General features: G+C 49.9%; 18 protein-coding genes, 3 pseudogenes and 1 other annotated feature. Of the genes and pseudogenes, 5 read left to right on the top strand and 16 right to left on the bottom strand.

Annotated elements, in window-relative coordinates:
• Positions 1 to 17 precede the first annotated feature (17 nt).
• The 4 genes from ACQ86O_RS23085 to ACQ86O_RS23070 are packed head-to-tail and all read right to left on the bottom strand — an operon-like array spanning position 18 to position 4,493.
• On the bottom strand, positions 18 to 1,100 hold the full coding sequence (locus ACQ86O_RS23085; RefSeq protein WP_431223023.1) for a glycosyltransferase: 1,083 nt from the start codon (positions 1,098 to 1,100) through the stop codon (positions 18 to 20).
• Between the two features lie 7 nt (positions 1,101 to 1,107).
• Entirely contained in the window at positions 1,108 to 2,001 is an 894-nt protein-coding gene (locus tag ACQ86O_RS23080; RefSeq protein ID WP_431223022.1) for a glycosyltransferase family 2 protein, read from the bottom strand.
• A gap of 46 nt (positions 2,002 to 2,047) precedes the next feature.
• Positions 2,048 to 3,295 (bottom strand): oligosaccharide flippase family protein, encoded by a 1,248-nt coding sequence (locus ACQ86O_RS23075; RefSeq protein ID WP_431223021.1) that lies wholly within the window; start codon positions 3,293 to 3,295, stop codon positions 2,048 to 2,050.
• On the bottom strand, positions 3,276 to 4,493 hold the full coding sequence (locus ACQ86O_RS23070) for a hypothetical protein (RefSeq protein WP_431223020.1): 1,218 nt from the start codon (positions 4,491 to 4,493) through the stop codon (positions 3,276 to 3,278). Before ACQ86O_RS23070 ends, ACQ86O_RS23075 begins: the two co-directional genes overlap by 20 nt.
• A gap of 417 nt (positions 4,494 to 4,910) precedes the next feature.
• Between ACQ86O_RS23070 and gndA the strand changes: the two genes are divergently transcribed.
• Positions 4,911 to 6,317, top strand: coding sequence for an NADP-dependent phosphogluconate dehydrogenase (gndA, locus tag ACQ86O_RS23065; RefSeq protein WP_431223019.1), 1,407 nt, complete (start codon positions 4,911 to 4,913; stop codon positions 6,315 to 6,317).
• 188 nt (positions 6,318 to 6,505) lie between these two features.
• Here the strand turns inward: gndA and hisIE are convergent, their stop codons facing one another.
• The 9 genes and pseudogenes from hisIE to hisL form a co-directional block, all read right to left on the bottom strand.
• On the bottom strand, positions 6,506 to 7,120 hold the full coding sequence (gene hisIE, locus ACQ86O_RS23060; RefSeq protein WP_431223018.1) for a bifunctional phosphoribosyl-AMP cyclohydrolase/phosphoribosyl-ATP diphosphatase HisIE: 615 nt from the start codon (positions 7,118 to 7,120) through the stop codon (positions 6,506 to 6,508).
• The gene (gene hisF, locus ACQ86O_RS23055; RefSeq protein ID WP_431223017.1) at positions 7,114 to 7,890 is read right to left on the bottom strand and encodes an imidazole glycerol phosphate synthase subunit HisF; all 777 of its coding nucleotides are present in this window, start codon (positions 7,888 to 7,890) and stop codon (positions 7,114 to 7,116) included. The genes hisIE and hisF overlap by 7 nt, the downstream gene beginning before the upstream one ends.
• On the bottom strand, positions 7,872 to 8,609 hold the full coding sequence (hisA, locus tag ACQ86O_RS23050) for a 1-(5-phosphoribosyl)-5-[(5-phosphoribosylamino)methylideneamino]imidazole-4-carboxamide isomerase (RefSeq protein WP_431223016.1): 738 nt from the start codon (positions 8,607 to 8,609) through the stop codon (positions 7,872 to 7,874). Before hisA ends, hisF begins: the two co-directional genes overlap by 19 nt.
• Positions 8,610 to 8,614: 5 nt before the next feature.
• A complete protein-coding gene (gene hisH, locus ACQ86O_RS23045) occupies positions 8,615 to 9,205 on the bottom strand; it encodes an imidazole glycerol phosphate synthase subunit HisH (RefSeq protein ID WP_431223015.1) in 591 nt (196 codons plus the stop codon).
• Positions 9,205 to 10,272 (bottom strand): bifunctional histidinol-phosphatase/imidazoleglycerol-phosphate dehydratase HisB, encoded by a 1,068-nt coding sequence (gene hisB, locus ACQ86O_RS23040; RefSeq protein ID WP_431223014.1) that lies wholly within the window; start codon positions 10,270 to 10,272, stop codon positions 9,205 to 9,207. Before hisB ends, hisH begins: the two co-directional genes overlap by 1 nt.
• 8 nt (positions 10,273 to 10,280) lie before the next feature.
• Positions 10,281 to 11,344, bottom strand: a pseudogene (gene hisC / locus ACQ86O_RS23035) (histidinol-phosphate transaminase).
• Positions 11,341 to 12,647: pseudogene (gene hisD / locus ACQ86O_RS23030) on the bottom strand (histidinol dehydrogenase). The pseudogenes hisC and hisD overlap by 4 nt, the downstream one beginning before the upstream one ends.
• Positions 12,648 to 12,651: 4 nt before the next feature.
• The gene (gene hisG, locus ACQ86O_RS23025; RefSeq protein ID WP_431223013.1) at positions 12,652 to 13,551 is read right to left on the bottom strand and encodes an ATP phosphoribosyltransferase; all 900 of its coding nucleotides are present in this window, start codon (positions 13,549 to 13,551) and stop codon (positions 12,652 to 12,654) included.
• A gap of 68 nt (positions 13,552 to 13,619) precedes the next feature.
• Positions 13,620 to 13,754: a sequence feature (His leader region), on the bottom strand.
• Positions 13,730 to 13,777, bottom strand: coding sequence for a his operon leader peptide (gene hisL / locus ACQ86O_RS23020; RefSeq protein ID WP_100396937.1), 48 nt, complete (start codon positions 13,775 to 13,777; stop codon positions 13,730 to 13,732). (Overlaps the previous feature by 25 nt.)
• A gap of 216 nt (positions 13,778 to 13,993) precedes the next feature.
• Between hisL and ACQ86O_RS23015 the strand changes: the two genes are divergently transcribed.
• Positions 13,994 to 14,818 carry an SDR family oxidoreductase gene (locus ACQ86O_RS23015; RefSeq protein WP_431223012.1) on the top strand — a complete coding sequence of 275 codons (825 nt, stop codon included), beginning with the start codon at positions 13,994 to 13,996 and terminating at the stop codon, positions 14,816 to 14,818.
• Between the two features lie 71 nt (positions 14,819 to 14,889).
• Here the strand turns inward: ACQ86O_RS23015 and rimO are convergent, their stop codons facing one another.
• Positions 14,890 to 16,197 carry a 30S ribosomal protein S12 methylthiotransferase RimO gene (gene rimO, locus ACQ86O_RS23010; RefSeq protein ID WP_431223011.1) on the bottom strand — a complete coding sequence of 436 codons (1,308 nt, stop codon included), beginning with the start codon at positions 16,195 to 16,197 and terminating at the stop codon, positions 14,890 to 14,892.
• Positions 16,198 to 16,237: 40 nt separating this feature from the next.
• Here rimO and ACQ86O_RS23005 point away from each other — a divergent pair, with 40 nt between their 5' ends.
• A complete protein-coding gene (locus ACQ86O_RS23005) occupies positions 16,238 to 16,825 on the top strand; it encodes a recombinase family protein (RefSeq protein WP_431223010.1) in 588 nt (195 codons plus the stop codon).
• Between the two features lie 1,108 nt (positions 16,826 to 17,933).
• Entirely contained in the window at positions 17,934 to 18,347 is a 414-nt protein-coding gene (locus ACQ86O_RS23000) for a hypothetical protein (RefSeq protein WP_141132717.1), read from the top strand.
• Between the two features lie 5 nt (positions 18,348 to 18,352).
• On the opposite strand, the gene ACQ86O_RS22995 is transcribed toward ACQ86O_RS23000, so the two are convergent.
• Together ACQ86O_RS22995 and ACQ86O_RS22990 are read right to left on the bottom strand one after the other, a co-directional pair.
• Complete coding sequence (locus tag ACQ86O_RS22995; RefSeq protein WP_431223009.1) at positions 18,353 to 19,195, bottom strand: DUF4225 domain-containing protein; 843 nt, start codon at positions 19,193 to 19,195, stop codon at positions 18,353 to 18,355.
• 2 nt (positions 19,196 to 19,197) lie between these two features.
• The gene (locus tag ACQ86O_RS22990; RefSeq protein ID WP_431223008.1) at positions 19,198 to 19,677 is read right to left on the bottom strand and encodes an Hcp family type VI secretion system effector; all 480 of its coding nucleotides are present in this window, start codon (positions 19,675 to 19,677) and stop codon (positions 19,198 to 19,200) included.
• A 377-nt stretch (positions 19,678 to 20,054) separates the two neighbouring features.
• On the opposite strand from ACQ86O_RS22990, the pseudogene ACQ86O_RS22985 reads away from it, so the two are divergent.
• Positions 20,055 to 21,161 (top strand): annotated as a pseudogene (locus ACQ86O_RS22985) (IS3 family transposase).
• The last annotated feature ends 277 nt before the right edge of the window (positions 21,162 to 21,438 follow it).

Genomic DNA, 21,438 nt, shown 5'->3' with positions numbered 1-21,438 from the left:
TTGGCGATGTGCTGATGCTATTTATTATTATTTTGCAGCCCAGCGTAAATCTGCTCCCAGAGAGTGACTATTTGATTAAGAGAGAATCTCTCTTGAATCTGTTGACGGGCTTGTTTGCCCATGGTTTCTCTTTCCTTGAAAGGCAGTGCCTCTATAGCTGCCAGTGCACTGGCTAAAGCTTGAGGATCTTTAATTGGGACCAGTAGGCCAGCTTTTCCTTCTCTACCGACAATCTCACCGGGCCCACCGCTGTCAGTTACGACAACAGGTAATTCAGAGGCCATAGCTTCCGCGACAACCAACCCATATCCTTCCCATTCTGATGACAGGACAAAGCCGTCAACCTGCCGGTAAAGCTCATCGATATCATGGCGAACGCCAAGAAAATCAATTCGCTCTTCCAATCCCAAATCTTTTACCTGTCGCTGCAGGGCGCTTAGCAGTTTCCCTTGTCCGGCAATCAACAATTTGCTCTGCGGCAGATGGCTGAAGGCTGTGATAAGCGTAGGATAGTCTTTTTGCTCCATCAAGCGGCCCACAGCTAACCAGCGGAAAGGGCCTGCCTTTTCATCACGTTGATTTGCTGGATGGAACTTATCGGTATCGATGCCGTTGAAAATAGTCCGCGTCTTTTCACGCGGGAAAACCTTCTCTTCAGTAAAACGACGGGTTGCCGCTTCACTAATAGTAGTATTTAACTGGCTCAGCGGGTTGGTCAGGCGATAGGCCCAATCACGAAGTTTACCACCCTCACGGGTATTGTGTGCTGTACAAATCACTTTCAGGTTGGGCACCAATATGCGCACCAACCGCACCAGAAGGTTGGCATGGACCATATGACCATGGACGATATCCGGTGGGGACTCCTTCAATAATTTACGCAAACGCCATAAAGCGAAGGGTAAATGCTTGGCTGAATGCATTTCGAGTGAGCAAAGAGGGATCCCTGCTGCAGAAAGGCGTTCTTGGAAAGCCAATGGTGGGGTCAGCGAGATAACGCGCACATCGTGGCCCCGCTGAGCTAAACGCTCAACTAAAGCAACAATTTGGAATTCAGCGCCGCCAATATCAAGGCCGGTGATTACGTAATCAATACGCATAACATTTTTATCCCTGACGTTGACGGTAAAGAAGGAACAATTTATGGATCAGGGGCTGTGGCAACCAACTGATTGCCCAGAGTGCTGTTTTCAGCTTATTGCCAAGCGGGGCATCATGCAGATATTGCCGTGATTTGTCACGCTGGTTATCCAGCAAGCTGTAGGTGATGCGGGCCAGGCTTATCCGGCGGAACTCTTGTGGATGATCCTGGCGTAACCGCTCACCGAATTCAGCCAGCGCCATATCGGCGAGCTGTTTGTGGCAGGCGGCCTTTTTCACTTGTGAAGAGAAATGGGTCAGGCGCACCGTTGCATCATCAGAGACACAGACCAGCGGCCGATCGTATGAAGGGATACCGAACTTTTCAGCAATCTTCCACCAAAGCAAATGTTCGCCACCTGCCCGGTTATCCGGGTAGCGTAGCCTGGTTTGCAGGAACTTTTGCCGGTCAAAAACGGGTGTGAAGTCACCGGTAATTGCTTTGTTGACGTAATCGTCAAAAGTGATCAGCCGGTACTCCTCTTTTTGATTCATTTTGCTGACGGCAAACTGATACACCGGGTAAGCGGATTCTTCTAATGTTGGCAACTTTTGCGCTAAATAATCGGCTGTTCCTGGCACTAGAGTGTCGTCATCGTCAAGCATCAAAACCCAGGGCGCTCTGGCCAGTTGCAGGCCAACCATCCGGGCAGGCCCAGGCCCGCCATTGGTTGGCATACGGTGATACACCAGATGTTCAACGGCCATGGCTGGCATTGAAGTGGTGGATGCATCATCGACTACGATGATCTCGATGTTATTGCTGTGACTTCTCTCGGCAATCACCGAGTTAACCGCACGCACGATCAGATCGGGGCGGTTATAGGTAGTAATAACAACGCTTAGGGTAAAGTTACTCAAACCAGCTTCCTTCATACAAAGAATAAAGCAGTAAAATCAACGCTAATTACTGAAAATGTTCAGGCTGCGGTCCGGGGTTGTTTTCTGTAGAAAAAAACAGTAGCAAACTAAACATGGTAATTTCGGCCGCCAGGAATGCGATAGTCATGCCCAGCCCACCCAAATTTGGAACCAGCAGGAAAGCCAGCAAGCAAATGATAGCGATATTGACCATCATTACCCGGCTTGCTACTCGCTCTTTGCCAATAGGGATAAACCATAGAATGGCTAGCGCCATACTACAAATACGCAAAGGGACGATCCATACCAGAATTCTTAATAATTCAATTGCGTCCTGATATCCCGGCCCAAAAACAATATTGACCACCCATGGCGCAAGCCAGACGGTCAATAGAGCGAAAATAACGGTGGCAGCTAAAAGCGCCATCAGCGCCAGGCTGACCACTTTTTTGGCTGCGTGAGCAGAGTCTGATTGTAATTTTACCAGGTGTGGGAAGGCCGCATTCAGCACTGGGGATGCTAATCCGCTAGCGGCCCTGACCAGTTTCTCTGCCGGAACAAAAGCCCCTACGGCACGCGCCCCGCCCAAAAGGCCCAGCAGTGTTGACGCTATAGAGCCCATGATACTTTGAGCCCCTTTATACAAAAACAACTCCCAGCTTTCACGTAATACGCCGATCGTGCCTTGCAAGCTCACGCGGCCTAAACCTGTGGTGCGGATCATCAGCAGGGTAGGTAGCAATGTATTGATAATTCCCACCGTGGCCTGGATTGTTAATACGCGCTGTGCGTGCTGGGGCGAAGAGACTAGCAGGATAGTAAACAGCAGGCCAGTACTGCGTAGCCCCAAATCTAACAACGCAGGTAAAATCAACCGTTCAATCCCGACATAATACCAGAGCGGGGTAAAGCCGAAGGCCAGGATAAATAACGAAATCCAGATAAACCAGTGATGCGGGATTGATGTAGCGCCCGTTCCGGAAAGAATAAGTATTGCGACAATTGCCCCGACCACCAGGCTCAACAACAGCTTGGCGAACAGCACGTTGGTGACGAGCTGCGCCAATTTTTTACGGTCGCCTTCTGCCTTCACCACGCTGCGCGCTGCACTGAAGTTAAAGCCAAACTCGACGAACACCGAAGCGGTAAGGGCAATGCCCAAGGCATACAGCACCTGGCCATAACCTAACTGCCCAAGCGCACGAGCGAGTACGGGCAATTCAATCAAGGGGATAAATAATCCCCCGATTTGTGCCAGCATTAGCCAGAAAGTGTTAGTTGCGACGCGGGACATGCGTAACCAAAATAGCGATAGCGGTTAGAACGATTCCCCACTCGGTGAGCTCGTTACTTAACGGGTGGAAACAGCCCATAAACAAAAACAGAGCGAGCGCAGATAAAGGGCAAAGCAACAGTTCAAAGCGTTCCACGAACAGCTCACGCTTCTCCGTGACGAATTTCAGGCCACAATAAGCAGGGAACAGTAAAAACAGCAGGTAACCCACAAAAGCAAGCACCCCATCGTCCGCCAGTAACTGCAGGTAAGTCATATGGATGACGCTGCTCGCGCCAAAATCCATGACGCGTGTACTGCCAAAACCGGCTCCCCAAGGGAATTTATCCACGGTTTGCTTCCAACCAATCTGCAGCATCTCCAGACGCGTACTGTTATCACCTTTGAGCAGGCGATCGGCAGTGGAGTCTTTCGGGGTCGCAAAAGCCTCTCCCAGGTTAGACATAAAATTACCGATGAGGGCGTTACCACTCTCTTCGGTACCGACTTCATTCCCGCTCTCCTGGTTATGCTTCGCTCGCCACTCGTTGAATTCAACAACCAGCGGGTCATAGTGGCCAGAAACCCAGCTCAGCAGCACGGGTTGGATCGCGGCAAAAGAAAATAGCGTTACGAATAACAGGCTGATATGGGTGCGTACTGGTTTGGGGTTGGCTCTGGTCACTGCGGCAATGATGGCCAGCGTCAGCCAAACCAGGACCAGCCACAGCATTGAGGTGCGGCTGCCGTCCAGTGCCATAGTCAATACTGCGCAGAATGCCAGTAAAACGTTCCTGAATGACGGTGCCCGCAAACAGCGCCAGATGGCAAACGGCCAAACAAAAGCGCCAATCTTCCAGATAACGCCTGGCCAGCTAGCCAGCCAACCCATGCGGCCATCACCAAGGATCACCATTGCATCCAACTGGCGGAACAGGGCAAGCAAAATCAATGGGATCAGGGAAACCACCAGTGCCACACTAAGCGATTTTTCCAGCAGGGCAGGTGAAAGCGGTGAAATAACAACTAGGCACACTAAGACAAACAGTAAGGCAAGATATTTTGCTACCGTATACAGGCCAGTACCCTCGTTCATCAGTGCGGCAATCGCAATACCTGCCATAAACAGCAGCCAGCCAAGCAACATCGGCGTATAACCGCGCAGCAGGCACAGACGCTCACGCAACGTTTGTGTTATGGAAACGGGGGCTGCGAGCAACGAACTTGCTACCGCGATGACCAATAGTATTAATTGAATTAACCAATTGAGATTGCCGCCAATGTATATCTTGACGGTACCTAACATCGCAAACACAATGAAAAGTAATGTAAAAAAGCTGGAACTCGCGCGCACTTTCTATTCCCGAAGTTTTTAAAACTGCTGAATTGTACAGTATCCACTTGTAGCGGCAATACTCATTTATCCTATTAAATACTTAAAAGAACTTGCTTTCTGTTTCGTATTCAATTAGTTGAGAAAGCAACTCATTATTCAGCGTCATATCCTTTGTTACAAACTATCTATCGCACCAATCACTACCCACTGCCCTCAATCCTGAGTTAACATGTTGGCCACATCAAAAACCTGTAGGCCGAGAGCCGTGATACAGGTGTCATCCTCAGACAGGAGTTTCTAATGTCCAAACAACAAATCGGCGTTGTCGGCATGGCGGTGATGGGCCGCAATCTGGCATTGAACATCGAAAGCCGTGGTTATACCGTTTCCATCTTTAACCGTTCAGGCGACAAGACTGACGAAGTTATTGCTGAAAACCCGGGCAAAAACCTGGTGCCACACTACAGCGTCGAAGAGTTTGTAGAATCGTTGGAAAAGCCGCGCCGCATTTTGCTGATGGTAAAAGCGGGCGAAGCGACGGACAAAACCATTGCCTCTCTGACTCCACACCTGGAAAAAGGCGATATCCTGATCGACGGTGGTAACACCTATTACCAGGACACCATTCGCCGTAACCGCGAACTGTCTGCTCAGGGCTTCAACTTTATTGGCACCGGCGTTTCCGGTGGCGAAGAAGGTGCACTGAAAGGGCCTTCAATCATGCCTGGTGGCCAGAAAGAAGCCTACGAGCTGGTTGCACCAATACTCAAGAAAATCGCTGCGGTAGCCGAAGGTGAGCCTTGCGTGGCCTATATCGGTGCGGATGGCGCTGGTCACTACGTGAAGATGGTGCACAACGGTATTGAATACGGTGATATGCAACTGATTGCAGAAGCCTACTCTTTGCTCAAACAGGCACTGAACCTCAGCAACGAACAGCTGGCTGAGACCTTCGCCGAATGGAACAAAGGCGAACTGAACAGTTACCTGATCGACATCACCAAAGACATCTTCACCAAGAAAGACGAAGAGGGTAAATACCTGGTTGATGTGATCCTGGATGAAGCAGCCAACAAAGGTACCGGTAAATGGACCAGCCAGAGCTCGCTGGATCTGGGTGAGCCGCTGTCGCTGATCACCGAGTCGGTATTTGCGCGCTATCTGTCTTCCCTGAAAGATCAGCGCGTAGCTGCATCCAAAGTACTGACCGGCCCGAAAGTAGCTGCGTTCAACGGCGATAAAGCCGAGTTTGTGGAAAAGGTACGCCGCGCTCTGTACCTGGGTAAAATCGTTTCTTATGCGCAGGGCTTCTCTCAGTTGAAAGCCGCTTCTAAAGAAAACAACTGGGATCTGCACTACGGCGAGATCGCCAAGATCTTCCGCGCCGGTTGCATCATCCGCGCCCAGTTCCTGCAGAAGATCACCGATGCCTACGCTGAAAATGCCGACATCGCCAACCTGCTGCTGGCACCTTACTTCAAGCAAATCGCCGATGAATATCAGCAGGCGCTGCGTGATGTCGTTTCCTATGCCGTGCAGAACGGTATCCCGACGCCAACCTTCTCTGCGGCGATCGCTTACTACGACAGCTACCGTTCAGCGGTGCTGCCAGCTAACCTGATCCAGGCGCAGCGTGACTACTTCGGTGCTCACACCTATAAACGTATCGATAAAGAAGGCGTGTTCCATACCGAATGGATGGAATAATCCTGAGTATTGAACGATAAAAAATGCCGCCGAGGTTAACGCCCGGCGGCATTTTTATTGGAACCCATCAAAAGTCCCTAACCCAAAAGGAGGGGCAACTTCAGTGCTTGATACAGGTTTGATCAAGAGGCCCGATCGGTTCCCTCTCCTTTGGGGAGAGGGAAAGGGGGCGTGATAAAAAGAGAGTATTACTTCTGGTGCCGCTCCCGCAGGCGGCCAATCACGGTGCTCAAATCCAGGTCCTGATCCTGCAGCAACACCAGCAGGTGATAGATCAGGTCCGAGGCTTCGTTGGTCAGCTCTTCGCGATCGTTAACTGTGGCGGCCAGGGCGGTTTCTACGCCTTCTTCACCCACCTTCTGGGCGATGCGTTTGGTGCCGCTGGCATACAGCTTGGCGGTATATGAGCTTTCCGGGCTGGCGGTTTTGCGCGATGCCAGTAATTGCTCCAACTGATACAGAAATCCCCAGTCACTCACCGCAGGGTGGAAGCAACTGTTGTTGCCCAAATGGCAAGTGGGGCCGATAGGGGTGGCCAGGATCAGCAGGGTATCGTTATCGCAGTCTGGCGTAATGCTGACCAAGTTAAGGAAGTTGCCCGAGCTTTCGCCTTTGGTCCACAGGCGTTGTTTGGTGCGTGAGAAGAACGTCACCTTGCCACTTTGTTCGGTCTCGGCCAAAGCCTGCTCGTTCATATAGCCCAGCATCAGCACCTCGCCGGAAACGGCATGCTGAACGATCGCTGGCAGCAGGTGGCCGGTTTTTTCCCAGTCCAGTTTACTTTTCTGTTGTTCTGTTAACACAAGCGGATCTCCACGCCATTCTTTGCCAGGAACCTTTTCAGTTCGCCGATATTTATGATTTGCTTATGGAATACCGAAGCCGCCAGCGCGCCGTCAACGTCGGCATCGCGGAAAGCTTCCAGGAAGTGCTCCATGGTTCCGGCACCGCCAGAGGCGATCAGCGGCACTTTGCACACTTCACGTACCTGCTTCAGTTGTTCCAGATCATAACCATTGCGAACGCCGTCCTGGTTCATCATGTTGAGCACGATCTCCCCGGCACCACGCTTCTGCACTTCCTGTACCCAATCCAGGGTCTGCCATTCGGTGACCCGGGTGCGGCTTTCATCCCCGGTATATTGGTTGACATGATATTTGCCGGTTGCAGCCTCATGCCAGGTGTCGATCCCGACGACGATGCACTGCACACCAAAGCGGTCCGCCAGGCGGCTGATCAGCGTGGGATCGGCCAGCGCTGGTGAGTTGATCGAGATCTTGTCTGCGCCGAACGAGAGGATCTGGCTGGCGTCTTCGGCACTCTTGATGCCACCGGCCACGCAAAACGGAATATCGATCACTTCTGCCACGCGCGACACCCAGCTTTTATCCACGACCCGGCCATCGCTGGAAGCGGTGATATCATAAAACACCAGTTCATCCGCGCCTTCCTGCGCATAGCGCTGGGCCAGCGGCACGATGTCGCCAATGATTTCGTGGTTACGGAACTGCACGCCCTTGACCACTTGCCCGTCTTTAACGTCCAGGCAGGGAATTATCCGTTTTGCCAGCATGCGATAGCCTCCTCGACGCTGAATTTACCATCCAACAGGGCGCGCCCGACGATCACCCCTTCAACACCGCTGCCGCGCAATTGGGCAATATCATCCAGGTTGCCGATACCGCCGGAGGCCTGGAAGGCAATCTGCGGATAACGTTGGCACACTTCCTGATACAGCGCTACGTTGGAGCCTTTCAGCGTACCGTCGCGTGAGATGTCGGTACACAGAACGTGTTTCAGGCCGAACGGCAGATACTGTTCTACCACCTGTTCCAGCGTGGCCTGCGAGTTCTCCTGCCAGCCACTGATGGCCACGTGCTTGCGGCCAGCGGTATCAATGCGTACATCCAGCGCCAGCACCATGGCATCGGCGCCGTAGCGCTCAAACCAACCTTGCACCATCTCTGGTTGTTTCACGGCGGTAGAGCCAATCACCACTCGCGTGGCACCGGCTTCCAGCAGTGCGACAACGTCTTGTTCGTTACGGATGCCGCCGCCAACCTGTACCGGGACGTTCACCCCGGCCAGCAGTTTACGCAACAGTGGGATCTGGCGTGCTGCCGGGTCTTTGGCACCCGTCAGGTCCACCAGGTGCAATACCTGCGCCCCTTGTTGCTGATAGTCTTGCAAACGCAGCAGCGGATCGTTGCCGTAGTCGCGTTGTTGGCCGTAATCACCCTGATGCAGGCGCACTACGTTGCCGTCGATCAAATCCAAAGCGGGAATAATCATGCTGCCTACATCTCCAGAAAGTTTTTCAACAGTTGCGCCCCGGCGTTGCCAGATCGCTCTGGATGAAACTGCACGCCAAAGAAGTTGTCTTTTTGTACGGCGGCGGTGAAGGGCTCGCCGTAATTCGCCTGGGCGATGGTGCTTGCACATATTGACATCGCATAGCTGTGAACGAAGTAGAAGTAAGCACCATCCTCGATGCCGCGGAACAGATGATTATCGGCTTGCGCTGTTACCTGGTTCCAGCCCATATGCGGCAAGGGCAGGCCAAAGTCGGTCATCTGTTTTACTGGAGCATCGATAATCCCTAACGTCTTGATACCCCCATTTTCTTCGCTGCTCTCAGCCAGTAACTGCATACCAAGGCAGATGCCCAGCACCGGTTGGGTGCAGGCTTTGATCAGGTCAATCAGCTCGCGCTGTTGTAACTGATCCATCGCCGCCTGGGCCGTCCCCACCCCTGGCAGGAACAGTTTATCGGCGCGCAGGACTATCTCCGGATCGCGGCTCACGTCTGGTTGATAGCCCAACCGTTGAACCGCGTAGGTGACAGAAGCCAGGTTGGCGCAACCGGTGTCCAGGATCACCACGTTCATCACAACACCCCTTTTGAGCTTGGCAGCGTGTTGCCCTCTACGCGGATCGCCTGGCGCAGTGTGCGGCCAAACACTTTGAACAGGCTTTCGACGCGGTGATGGTCGTTCTTGCCTTTGGTTCTCAGGTGCAGGGTGCAGGCCATGGTGTAAGACAGCGAACGGAAGAAGTGCTCAACCATCTCGGTGCTAAGATCCCCCACACGCTGATAATTGAACTCTGCTTTGTATTCCAGATGCGGTCGGCCAGAGATGTCCATTGCGCAACGTGCCAGGCATTCATCCATTGGCAGCACGAAGCCGAAGCGTTCGATGCCGCGTTTGTCGCCCAGGGCTTTATTCAGGGCTTCACCCAGCGCCAGCGCGGTGTCTTCTACCGTGTGGTGATCGTCGATATACAGATCGCCATTGACCTGAATATCCATACGGAAGCCACCATGGGTAGCGATCTGGTCCAGCATGTGATCAAAGAAGCCGACGCCGGTCTTAATCTTGCTGCCGCCTTCGCGATCCAACCAGACGTTGACATCAATCTGCGTTTCTTTGGTGACGCGTTTAACGTGCGCGTGGCGATCGCGTTTGGTCAACTGTTGGGTGATCTGCTGCCAACCCAGAGTCTGGCGCTGGTACAACAGGCCTTGAATGCCCATATTGTTCGCCAGTTGGATATCGGTTTGGCGATCGCCAATCACATAGCTGTTGGCGGTATCCATCACGCCCGGTTCCAGATAGCCTTTGACCATGGCGATTTTCGGTTTACGGCACTCGCAATAGTCTTCCGGTTTGTGCGGACAGATCAGGATATCTTCGAACTTGACGCCCTGCGAGCAGAGGATCTGCATCATCAATTGGTGCGGTGGGTCGAAGGTTTCCTGCGGGAAACTGGCGGTGCCGAGGCCGTCCTGGTTAGTGATCATCACCAGGGTAAAACCCGCCTGCTGTAAGGCCAGCAGGGAAGGGATCACCTCGGGTTCTAGCGCCAGTTTGTCCAGGCGGTCAACCTGAAAATCTTCTGGTGGCTCAGCAATCAGCGTGCCGTCACGGTCAATAAAAAGAAATTTCTGGTTCACGTGGGCTCCTATGCGCCGGGCAAAGTGTCGAGTGCGTCAACGACGCGCTGGCATTCATTACGGGTGCCTATGGTGATGCGCAGGCAACCGGAAAGGCCAGGCTGTTTATTTTGGTCTCTCAAGATAATGCCCTGATCCCATAAGGTTTTAAATACATTACTGGAAGCGGTGAAGCGCACCAGCAGGTAGTTGCTGTCGCTGGTGAAGACCTGTTCCACGCAGGCACAGTTTTGCAGCGCCTGTTGTAACCAGGTGCGGTTAGCGGCGATTTCGGTAACGCGCTGGCGCATTGCGCGGATACCTTCGGTACTCAGGGCCTGGGCGGCAATATCAGCCACCGGGGTAGAGAGCGGGTAAGGCGCAATCACTTTCAGCAACAGGGTGATAACTTCTTCATTGGCCAGGGTAAAGCCGCAACGCAGGCCTGCCAGCGCAAAGGCTTTCGACAAGGTGCGCAGCACCACCAGATTTGGATAAGCGCTCAGCCAACCGGCAACCGAAGCCTGCGGACAGAATTCGATATAGGCTTCGTCGACGGCCACGATTGCCTTGCCTTTGGCCATGTCCAACAGGTTGCGCAGATCGTCAGGATCCAGCAGGTTGCCGGTTGGGTTATTCGGGCTGCAGGCGTAGATAAGCTTGACGTTTTCCAGGCTGGCGGCAATCGCCGGTAGATCGAGCTGCCAATCTTCTTTAGCGGCAACGGTGCGGCGCTCCACGCCAAAAGTCTCGGCACTGACGGCGTACATGCCATAGGTTGGCGGGCAGAACAGGATCGCATCCTTGCCCGGCTCGCAGAAAGCGCGGATCAGCAATTCGATACCTTCATCTGCTCCACGGCTGACCAGCACCTGGTCTTTATTCACACCGGCATAATCGGCATAACGCTCAATCACCCGCGCCGGTTGGCATTCCGGATAACGGTTGAAGGTCTGGGCGGTAAGCTGGAACTCTGGCGCCACCGGGTATTCGTTGGCATTGAGCCATACGTCACCTTTGCCCCCCAGGCGGCGGGCCGACTGATAGGGGTCAGCTCGCGCACGTTTTTGCGCGCTAATTCTTCAATGCTCATGCTTGCTCCTTTAGCGCGGCGACACGTAAAGTCACGGCGTTCTTGTGGGCGATCAATTGCTCGGCGGCTGCCAGGGTTTCAATGGTGGAGGCCAGAGCCATAAAGCCTTGCGGCGTCAGTTCCTGCACTGTCATGCGCTTTTGGAAATCCGCCAGCCCAAGGCTTGAGCAGGTGGCGGTATAACCATAGGTGGGTAGCACGTGGTTGGTGCCGGAGGCATAATCCCCGGCCGATTCCGGCGACCAGTCACCGAGGAACACCGAACCGGCGCTGGTGATGCTGTCTACCAGATCGCGCGCGCTGCGAGTCTGAATAATCAGGTGCTCAGGGCCGTACTGGTTGCTGATGGCCACGCATTCCGCCAGGTCACGCGCCACGATCAGGCGGCTACTGGCTAACGCCTGGCGGGCGGTTTCTGCGCGTGGCAACTGGGCCAACTGTTGCTCGACGGCCACGGCCACCGCTGCTGCCATTTCGGCGTCCGGGGTTAACAGAATAACCTGTGAGTCCGGGCCATGTTCAGCCTGAGAAAGTAAATCGGAAGCGACAAACGCCGGGGTAGCGCCGCTATCGGCAATCACCAGCACTTCGGAAGGGCCAGCAGGCATATCGATGGCAGCGCCGTCCAGACGCTGGCTGATCTGACGTTTAGCTTCGGTAACAAACGCATTACCAGGGCCGAAGATTTTATCAACCCGCGGCACCGAACCGGTGCCAAACGCCATAGCGGCAATCGCCTGCGCACCGCCAACCTGGAAGACTTCCTGCACGCCACAAAGTTTGGCAGCATAAAAGATCTCGTCGGCAATGGGGGCGGCGAGCACAGAACCACGCGGCGGCAACCGGCAATGCGCGCCGGTGTGGCAAGCATCAATACCGTCGAAAACAGCGGTGCGGAACCGCCTGGAATATACAACCCCACCGAATCGATCGGGCGGGTCACCTGCTGGCAGCGTACCCCCGGCAGGGTTTCGATATCTACCGCTGGCAGTTTTTGCGCATTGTGGAAGGTTTCCACGTTGGCCACGGCCACGGCCATCGCCTGTTTGATCTCATCCCCCAGACGGGCACTTGCCTGCTCAATCTGCTCAGTGGTTACGCGTAATGCGCCAACTTCGGTCTTATCAAACCTGGCGCTGTATTCACGCAGGGCGCTGTCGCCATTGGCTTTCACGTTATCAAGGATTTCGCGCACCGTGCGGGTGATGCTTTCCGAGGCGGAAATGGCCGGGCGCATCAGCAACTCAACGCGCTGTTCTGCGCTGCAGTTGGCCCAATTGACGACGGTATTGAAGTTCGGCATGGCGTTACTCCATCATCTTCTCAATAGGCAGGACCAGAATGGAGCTGGCACCCAGACCTTTCAGTTTTTCCATGGTTTCCCAGAACAGGGTTTCGCTGCTGACCATGTGCATGGCCACGCGGTTCTGTGAACCCGCCAGCGGCAGAATGGTTGGCCGCTCGGCACCCGGCAACAGCGCAATGATTTCGTCCAGACGTTCGCTTGGTGCGTGCAGCATGATGTATTTGGATTCCCGGGCCTGGATCACCCCTTGGATACGTGTCATCAGGCGGTCGATCAACTGCTGTTTGGCTTCCGACATTTCACCGTCACGCTGGATCAGGCAGGCTTTGGAGCGGTAAATCACTTCCACTTCACGCAGGCCGTTAGCTTCCAGGGTGGCACCGGTAGAAACCAGATCGCAGATCGCGTCCGCCAGGCCAGCACGTGGTGCGACTTCCACCGAGCCGTTCAACAGGCAGGATTTAAAACGAACGCCTTGTTTGTCGAGATATTGCTTAAGGAGGTGCGGGTATGAGGTAGCGATGCGGGAGTTTTGCAGGCTTTGCGGGCCGGAATATTCGCTATCCAGCGCGGTGGCCAGCGACAGGCGGCAAGAGCCAAAGTCCAGACGGCGCAGCGTGAAGTAACGCGGATCTTCACCCTGGGCGCGCCGGTTAAGCAACTCTTCTTCCAGCACGTTCTCACCGATAATGCCGAGATCGACCACACCATCCATCACCAGGCCTGGGATATCGTCGTCACGAACGCGCAGGATATCAATCGGCATATTCTCGGCAAAGGCAATCAGGCGTTGCTGTTGCAAGTTGATCTTGATACCGCAGCGGGCCAGCAGTTCCTGAGAGTCTTCACTCAGGCGGCCTGATTTCTGCATCGCGATACGTAAACGTGTTTTATCCAACATGGTAACCTCTGTTTAATCTGTAATTTTATGAATTTATTATAAAAAACTATTTTTCTGTCTGTCCGAAGCCAAAAAAACCCTCGGAAGATATCTTCCGAGGGCTTTCTCTTGCGTTTATACGTTCTACGCGCCACTGGAAGATTCGAGAATCGTCTTCCAGCACACATCGCCTGAAAGACTAGTCAGGGTGATGGTGATGATGGTGGTTGAACTGAACGCGTGTCATGATATTTCTCTTTAAATTGAACCAGCCAGTGCTGAGTTGCTGATTAAGCTAAACTATCCTCTGTATAACATGCAACCCTTTTTTGTGGTTATAAATTTAATTTATTGAAACGGTGCGAATTATTAGCTGAACGTGGTTTTGCCCCGAGTTGAATCCACCTGCGCGGTGGGGTAGCCTTAGATGGCTAAACGCTGCGATCTTCTTGAGAGGAAGCTGATGAAAAAAGTCGCCATTATTGGCCTGGGTTGGTTAGGGATGCCGCTGGCTTTATCGTTATTGAGCCGCGGGTATGAAGTGGTCGGCAGTAAAACTACGCCAGACGGTGTAGAGGCCGCACGCATGAGTGGCATCGAATGTTATCAGCTTGAAATGACGCCAGAACTGATTTGTGAAGCTGGCGATCTGGAGCAGCTGTTATATGCGGATGCGTTGGTGATCACCCTGCCAGCCAGCCGCACCGTTGAGGGCAGCGAAAGCTACTTTGATGCGGTGCGGATGCTGGTAGACAGTGCGATGGCCTTCGGTGTGCCTCATATCATTTTTACCAGTTCGATCTCGGTTTATGGCGAAACCACCGGTATTGTGCGGGAAGATTCACCGCTCAAACCGGTGACGGCTGCAGGAAGGGTGCTGGCTGAGCTGGAACTCTGGCTGCATAAATTGCCGAATACCTCCGTCGATATTTTACGCTTGGCAGGGCTGGTGGGGGCAGAACGCCATCCGGGCCGGTTCCTGGCCGGTAAAGTTGACGTCAAAGGTGGTTCGCAAGGGGTCAACCTGGTGCATCAGGAAGACGTGATTGCGGCCATTCAGCTGTTGCTGAAGTTACCGAAAAGCGGGCACGTTTATAATCTTTGTGCGCCAAAGCACCCGGCTAAACGTGAGTTTTATCCAGCATTGGCCGAGCAACTGCACCTGCAACCGCCACAGTTTGCCCAGGACGATGAGCAGGAAGGGCGGCTGGTGGACGGCAGCCGCATTTGCAGCGAACTGGGGTTTGAATACCAATATCCTGATCCGGCGCGGATGCCGCTTGGTTAATGGCCGTTCTGAGATAAAACAAGGGGCTAGCATTGCTGCTAACCCCTTGGTGGTTTTCATGATAATGGCAATCAGACTTTCGAACCCCAGAGATCGTACTCGTCGGCGTTCTCAATCTTCACTTTGACCACATCACCCACTTTTACATTGGCTTCGCCATTCAGGTAGACTGCGCCGTCGATTTCCGGTGCATCGGCCATGCTGCGGCCAATCGCGCCTTCATCATCCACTTCGTCGATCAGTACCAGCACTTCACGGCCGATCTTGTCCTGCAAGCGTTGGGCAGAGATTTGCTGCTGCAATTGCATAAAGCGGTGGAAGCGTTCTTCTTTCACTTCTTCTGGCACTGGGTCGGGCAAATCATTGGCTGTGGCGCCTTCAACCGGGCTGAATTTAAAGCAGCCAACGCGATCCAGCTTGGCTTCTTTCAGGAAGTCGAGCAACATCTGGAAGTCTTCTTCGGTTTCCCCAGGGAAGCCAACGATAAAGGTCGAGCGCAGCGTCAGGTCTGGGCAGATTTCACGCCAGCGTTTGATGCGCTCCAAAGTACGTTCAACCGCGCCGGGGCGTTTCATCAGCTTGAGGATTTTTGGGCTGGCATGCTGCAGCGGGATATCCAGATAAGGCAGGATTTTGCCTTCTGCCATCAGCGGGATCACATCATCTACGTGCGGATACGGGTAAACGTAGTGCAGACGAACCCAGGCGCCGAGGCTGGAAAGCTGTTCGCACAGGCTGACCATGCTGGTTTTCACCGGCTGGCCGTTCCAGAAACCGGTGCGGTGCTTGACGTCAACGCCATAGGCCGAGGTATCTTGCGAAATCACCAGCAGCTCTTTCACCCCGGATTCCACCAGGCGTTTGGCTTCATCCAGCACGGAACCGATCGGGCGGCTGTCTAAATCGCCACGCATGGACGGGATGATGCAGAAGGTGCAACGGTGGTTACAGCCTTCGGAAATTTTCAGGTAGGCGTAATGTTTTGGCGTCAGCTTCACACCTTGCGCCGGGGTCAGGCTGGTAAACGGGTTATGTTCCGGCTTCGGCACATATTGGTGAACATGGGATAAAACCTGCTCGTAGCTGTGCGGCCCGGTAATTTCCAAAACCTTTGGGTGCACTTCACGGATCTGGTTTTCTTTTGCGCCCAGACAGCCGGTCACAATCACCTTGCCGTTCTCGTTCAATGCTTCACCGATCGCTTCCAGTGATTCTTGCACGGCACTGTCGATAAAACCGCAGGTGTTAACGATCACCAGTTCAGCGTCATCATAGCGTGGCACTACCTGGTAGCCTTCGTTACGCAGTTCAGTCAGGATCCGTTCAGAATCAACCAGGTTTTTCGGGCACCCTAATGATAAAAATCCAATCTTAGCCATTTTTGTACAATATGTTATTGAGAATTTGGAGAGTATACACATGCCCAAGTTATACAGCTATATCCGCTGGCCATCTGAGCGTCAGGCGAAGGGAACGACCCTTAAGAGGCAGATGGAGAGTGCGAAGGCGTTCGCTTTGATGAATGACTTGGAACTCATTGAAATCATAGATCCTGGGGTGAGTGCTTTTCGCGGCAAAAACACTAAGTCAGGTAAGCTTGGTGATTTTATTGATGCGGTAAGACAGGGAGCTATACCTGCTGATAGCTGGCTGTATGTTGAGCATCTGGATCGTCTTACACGTCAGGATGTCACTACTGCTCAAAAATTGTTTATTGAAATTCTTGAGCTTGGGCTAACGCTGGTGATGGGAATGGATAAGCGTAGTTTTACTCTGGAGTCAGTAAATCAAAACCCTACTGAATTGATGATATCGATTCTCATGTTCAGTCATTCAAATGAAGAAAGCAAAACTAAGCAGAGTCGCACGATTAGCAATGTTAAAGTCTTAGTCGAACGTCATAAGGAAGGAAAGCCCGTTAATATAAAAAGTTGTGGTAAGCATCCATTCCAATGCGGTATAAAAGCTATATGCAGTCACACGAACCACGGCAATGCGGCACAATAAAGAATTCTTAGCAGATGGATTCCTTGATAGACATATTAGGTTCACACCTGACCATGCGAAAGGGAGTTGAATAAATTTGTACAATATAGATCCGTCCAAATTTTGAAGACACATTTTTTAGTTGTTTATGTAGCTGAAACATGAAGTGCGATTAAAATCGCGACCGTTGCAAGAGAACAGTGATAGGGAGAAAACGGGCAACTCGCTTCCGTTTGAACGATTTATACAATATAGATCCGTCCAAAGTTCACTACATAAAATGTTCGATAGATACCATCGACAAAATTAATTTTCTATCCCCCTGTGGGGGGATGTTCTCAGAAAACCTCGAAAATGGATTATAAAGTATATTAAATCCTTTCAATAGTAATCACTGATTTAATTTATAATTTCTGAAAAATTTTACGAAGCAAAACGTATGAAGAAATTTAAATTATAACTTGACAGTTTGATTGAAACACGAAGTGTTGAGTATTCTCAATCACGAATGTTGATTACTCAAATATTAAATCTCTTCATTATGAATCTACAGCTATGAATCAATTAATGAAAGTAAAACCCCAGTAGATGTAAACTACCTTTTAATTATATAATCTGATTACTAACAGGTATAATATTGCTGTTATATAATATGGTATTGTCAGATATATTAGTAATTTATATTTAAATTCGTTTATTTGATAATGATCTTTTAAGACTCCTTTATGAAAATAATATGACTTCTTTGTCCTGTAATGAAAATACTATCAGCATATACAAATGGTGCTAAGGTCACTGGTCTTTAGTTAGTGAAATAATAGCGGATCGGATTTTTATTACCTAACCGAAAAGTACAAGGGATTACCTATTCAAGTAAAAAATGACATATTTTTTGTATTAATAGCAATTTAATCGTAATAGTTAAAAATCGAAGTATTTCAATACTTGTGATGTTGTATAGTCAGTATAAGCGTCTATACCTGTCTTTATAACGATGGTATAGGCTGTATTAGTATAGTATCGCGGTACGGAGTAATTAGGTTAATTAAAGGCATAAGGTTTTGCTTGTCCAGTAGTAATGGGATGGGTTAGAATAGGTTATCATTAACAATAATAGAATAATACAGATATGAAAATTAAAAGGCTTATTTTGAAAAATGGATTTACATATCGAGAACTTTTAAAATTAAAAAACCAATATAGGGATAGAAAAAATGATACATATGGAAAAGGAGTGAAAGTGACAGATGATGAGTCACTGAAATACTACATCCTGGTAGTTGCTGAGCTATGCGGTGGCAATATGATATTTCTTTCCCCTGTTTTTTTTGTAATGATGTTCGGATCTTACTTCTTTAGTGAGAATGTAAATCAGGCTGTTTTCTATTTGATATCATTTATTCTTTTTATCTCTATCTATATCTGGATTAATAGCAGAGGAATGAAACTAGGTCTTCTGCTAACCGCAAAATTGGTGAGACTTAGACTTCTTATGTTTTTATATCGAGTTTCACCACCAAAAGTAGAATACAATGATAAATGAATTTTTCATTCATCATTTAGTTCATATGTACCATCGACAAAAAGAATCTTAGCTTTAACGATGGATGTACCTACCATGAAAATTCTCATTGGAACACCTTTAGTATCCCACTTGGTTCCATAATCAGGTTTAAGATTATTGAATAGCATGCCAGTACCGGGTTTTTCAAACAATCCACTTGTCGCGAGTCTATTAGCATTGCTCTTTAAAACTAAGCCACGATACCCAGCATAAGCAGTTATAGCGAAATCAACAGTGCTATAAGCTAAGTCACCATATTTTTGGTCCAAGCCAGCTAATTTAGCTCCTTTTCTATAAGCATCTCTGAGTAAACCAGAGTCTTCATGCTCATGTTCATAAATAAGAGGAGATATAGACTCATATGCATTGTTTAGACCATAAGCAAATAATATAGCACCATAACCTTTCAATTTTCTTGAATGAAGTTTGCGGCCAAGGTTGGCCATCAATGCACCGCCCACAGCTTGACCTGTACCAGTGACAACTCCCCAGCCTATTTTGGCATACTTAACCACTCCCTGATCTTCATATATATCGGTAATAAGATATTTTGTATAATTACCTTGTCTTAAAATCTGATATTCTTGACTTGCTAATTCACTTTCAGCACGCATTTCATAGATTAGTCTCATTCGTTCGTTTACATCAAATGTATTTTTAAATTTACGATTGATGTTGTTTATAAACTCCTCAACTTGTCTGAGATATTCTCTTCTTGTCTGATAATCAGGCATAAAGTAAGCAGAAGCTAATGTAGCAATACGTCTTAGGTCAGTAGCATGCCTATCTAAATCATACTTTAGATGAGCTATTGCAGTAGTTCCCATGATTAATACACCCTATCATCCCAGATACTATATGCACTTGTTCCAGCCATAACATGTTCCCAAGTTATGGATTCGTATTTGAAGGAAATGCTTTCATCAGATTGAATCTCATTGTGTGTCAATGAGTTAGGACTAAACATTCTAATTTCGCTTAACGTTGCACCAGTCAGTTTTATTTTGAAGAAGATCTCAAGGCCACCAGAAGGATTCATTCTATAAAATACGAACTCGCACGTCAGCCGCTCATTTTGGTTCATTGCTAAAGCTAAGAGCGGGGTTGATTTATCTATGGGCTTTCTGATTTGGAGAGGGTGGAGCTGAACGTTGCTTTCACGTGTCATAAGATTAAGCAATTCAAGGACAAGGATCTGATCTTCATGCCCCTTTTGGTACTTATTTCCTATTGAATCAGGAGTTGAGCACCCCGCAGAGATCAACCCTTGCTTGTCACCCTTGATGGTTCCGTAAATTATATTAGCCATGTAGATCCCTTACATTAAGTACAGAAAAATTTATAATACATAGGTTCAGTTTTGGAATCCAGCATCAAAATGTTGTTATTATATTCATGCTGCGGTTGTATTTTTATTTAAACATTAACGCCATGTATCCATTGAGTGAAAAAACCAAACAATCCATTTTAAGAACGGACAAGTTCACCAATATATTGGTATTTCACAATCGTCCCTATTTAAACCGGTCATTTCACCAGCAAGAACATAGCATCATATTGCAAGATCGTCCGATACAAGAAATTGAAAAGATTACTGGCAGGTATGATGCTGGTGTAGTCCCCCTGAATTTAGTCTTACCGCTTAATGGAGTTCTCTGGTTAAAATACAACCAACGGAGGCTCATCATGAAGAAAGCGCGTTTCACTGAAACTCAGATCCTGAGGGTCCTGAAAGAAGTTGAAGGGGGTCGGCATGTGAAGGATGTGTGCCGTGAAAACGGTGTGTCGGAAGCCAGCTATTACAACTGGAAATCTAAATACGGCGGCATGGAGTCCTCTGATATCAAACGAATGAAAGAGCTGGAAGAGGAAAACCGTCGGTTAAAGCAGATGTATGCTTCCTTGAGCTTAGATCATGAAATTCTTAAGGATGTTGTTTCAAAAAACTTTAACGGTACCCGAAAAGCGTGAGTTGGTGCGTTACGTCATGACGGAACATCAGGCCAGCGAACGACGCGGGTGCCGGATTATCGGTATCAGTCGAAGCCTGTTGCATTATTGCCCGAACACAGTACGGGATCTGCCTGTGGTCGAGGCGCTACAAAAACTGGCACATCAGTATCCGGCCTATGGTTTTGGACTTATGTTCAATAAGTTACGCCAAGCAGGATTACTGTGGAATGCAAAGCGGGTTTACCGGATCTATCGATTGTTAAAACTCAACTTCCGACGCAAAGGAAAAAACGCTTACCGAACAGGCATCCACAGCCGTTGGTTATTCCACATAAAATGAACCACTGTTGGTCAGTTGATTTTATGAGTGATGCCTTGAGCGACGGGCGGCGATTCCGGTTATTTAACGTAGTTGATGACTTTAACCGGGAAGCACTGGCAATCGAAGTTGACTTGAATATACCGGCCCATCGTGTTGTGCGCATTCTGGAGCGATTAAGTGCAGAACGCGGCTACCCGACTTATATACGAAGTGATAACGGGCCAGAACTCACTGCCGCGGCCTTATCCGAGTGGGCAGAGATGCATGGAGTGATACTCGATTTTATTCAGCCCGGAAAGCCGATGCAGAACGGATTTATCGAGCGATTTAACAAAACGTTGCGAACAGAAATACTTGATATGTATCTGTTCAGAACATTGTCTGAAGTACGTGAACTAACAGAAGACTGGCGCACAGAATATAACGAGGAACGCCCGCATAGCTCACTGGGTGATATGCCACCGGTTATCTATGCGAGGCAAAAACTGGCCGGAGACCCTCATTGGCGGTGGTACTAAAAACTGGAGGGACTACATGGTCAAATGCGACTGCATTTTGCGGCTGATGAAATAGCTCTTGGCGTAAGTGTTCCGCTTAAAAGAACTATTCACTTTTAACGATCTTCCCATATATGACCGTAGTCAAAATTCAGTGCAAGCCAAAACTGGAGATCTTCGTCTTTTCTGAGACTCCGGATAAATTCAGCCGGAGTCATGTTATTTAATGATGAATGTGTTCTCTCATAATGATATTCCATTCGCCCGCGCTCCAGCTTTCCCGCGCATCGTCCAGAGA

It is taken from the genome of Serratia sp. L9, assembly GCF_050632285.1.
Classification (GTDB): Bacteria; Pseudomonadota; Gammaproteobacteria; order Enterobacterales; family Enterobacteriaceae; genus Chania.
Note: the sequence above shows the minus strand (reverse complement) of the source record. Positions and strands in the feature narration are given on the sequence as shown.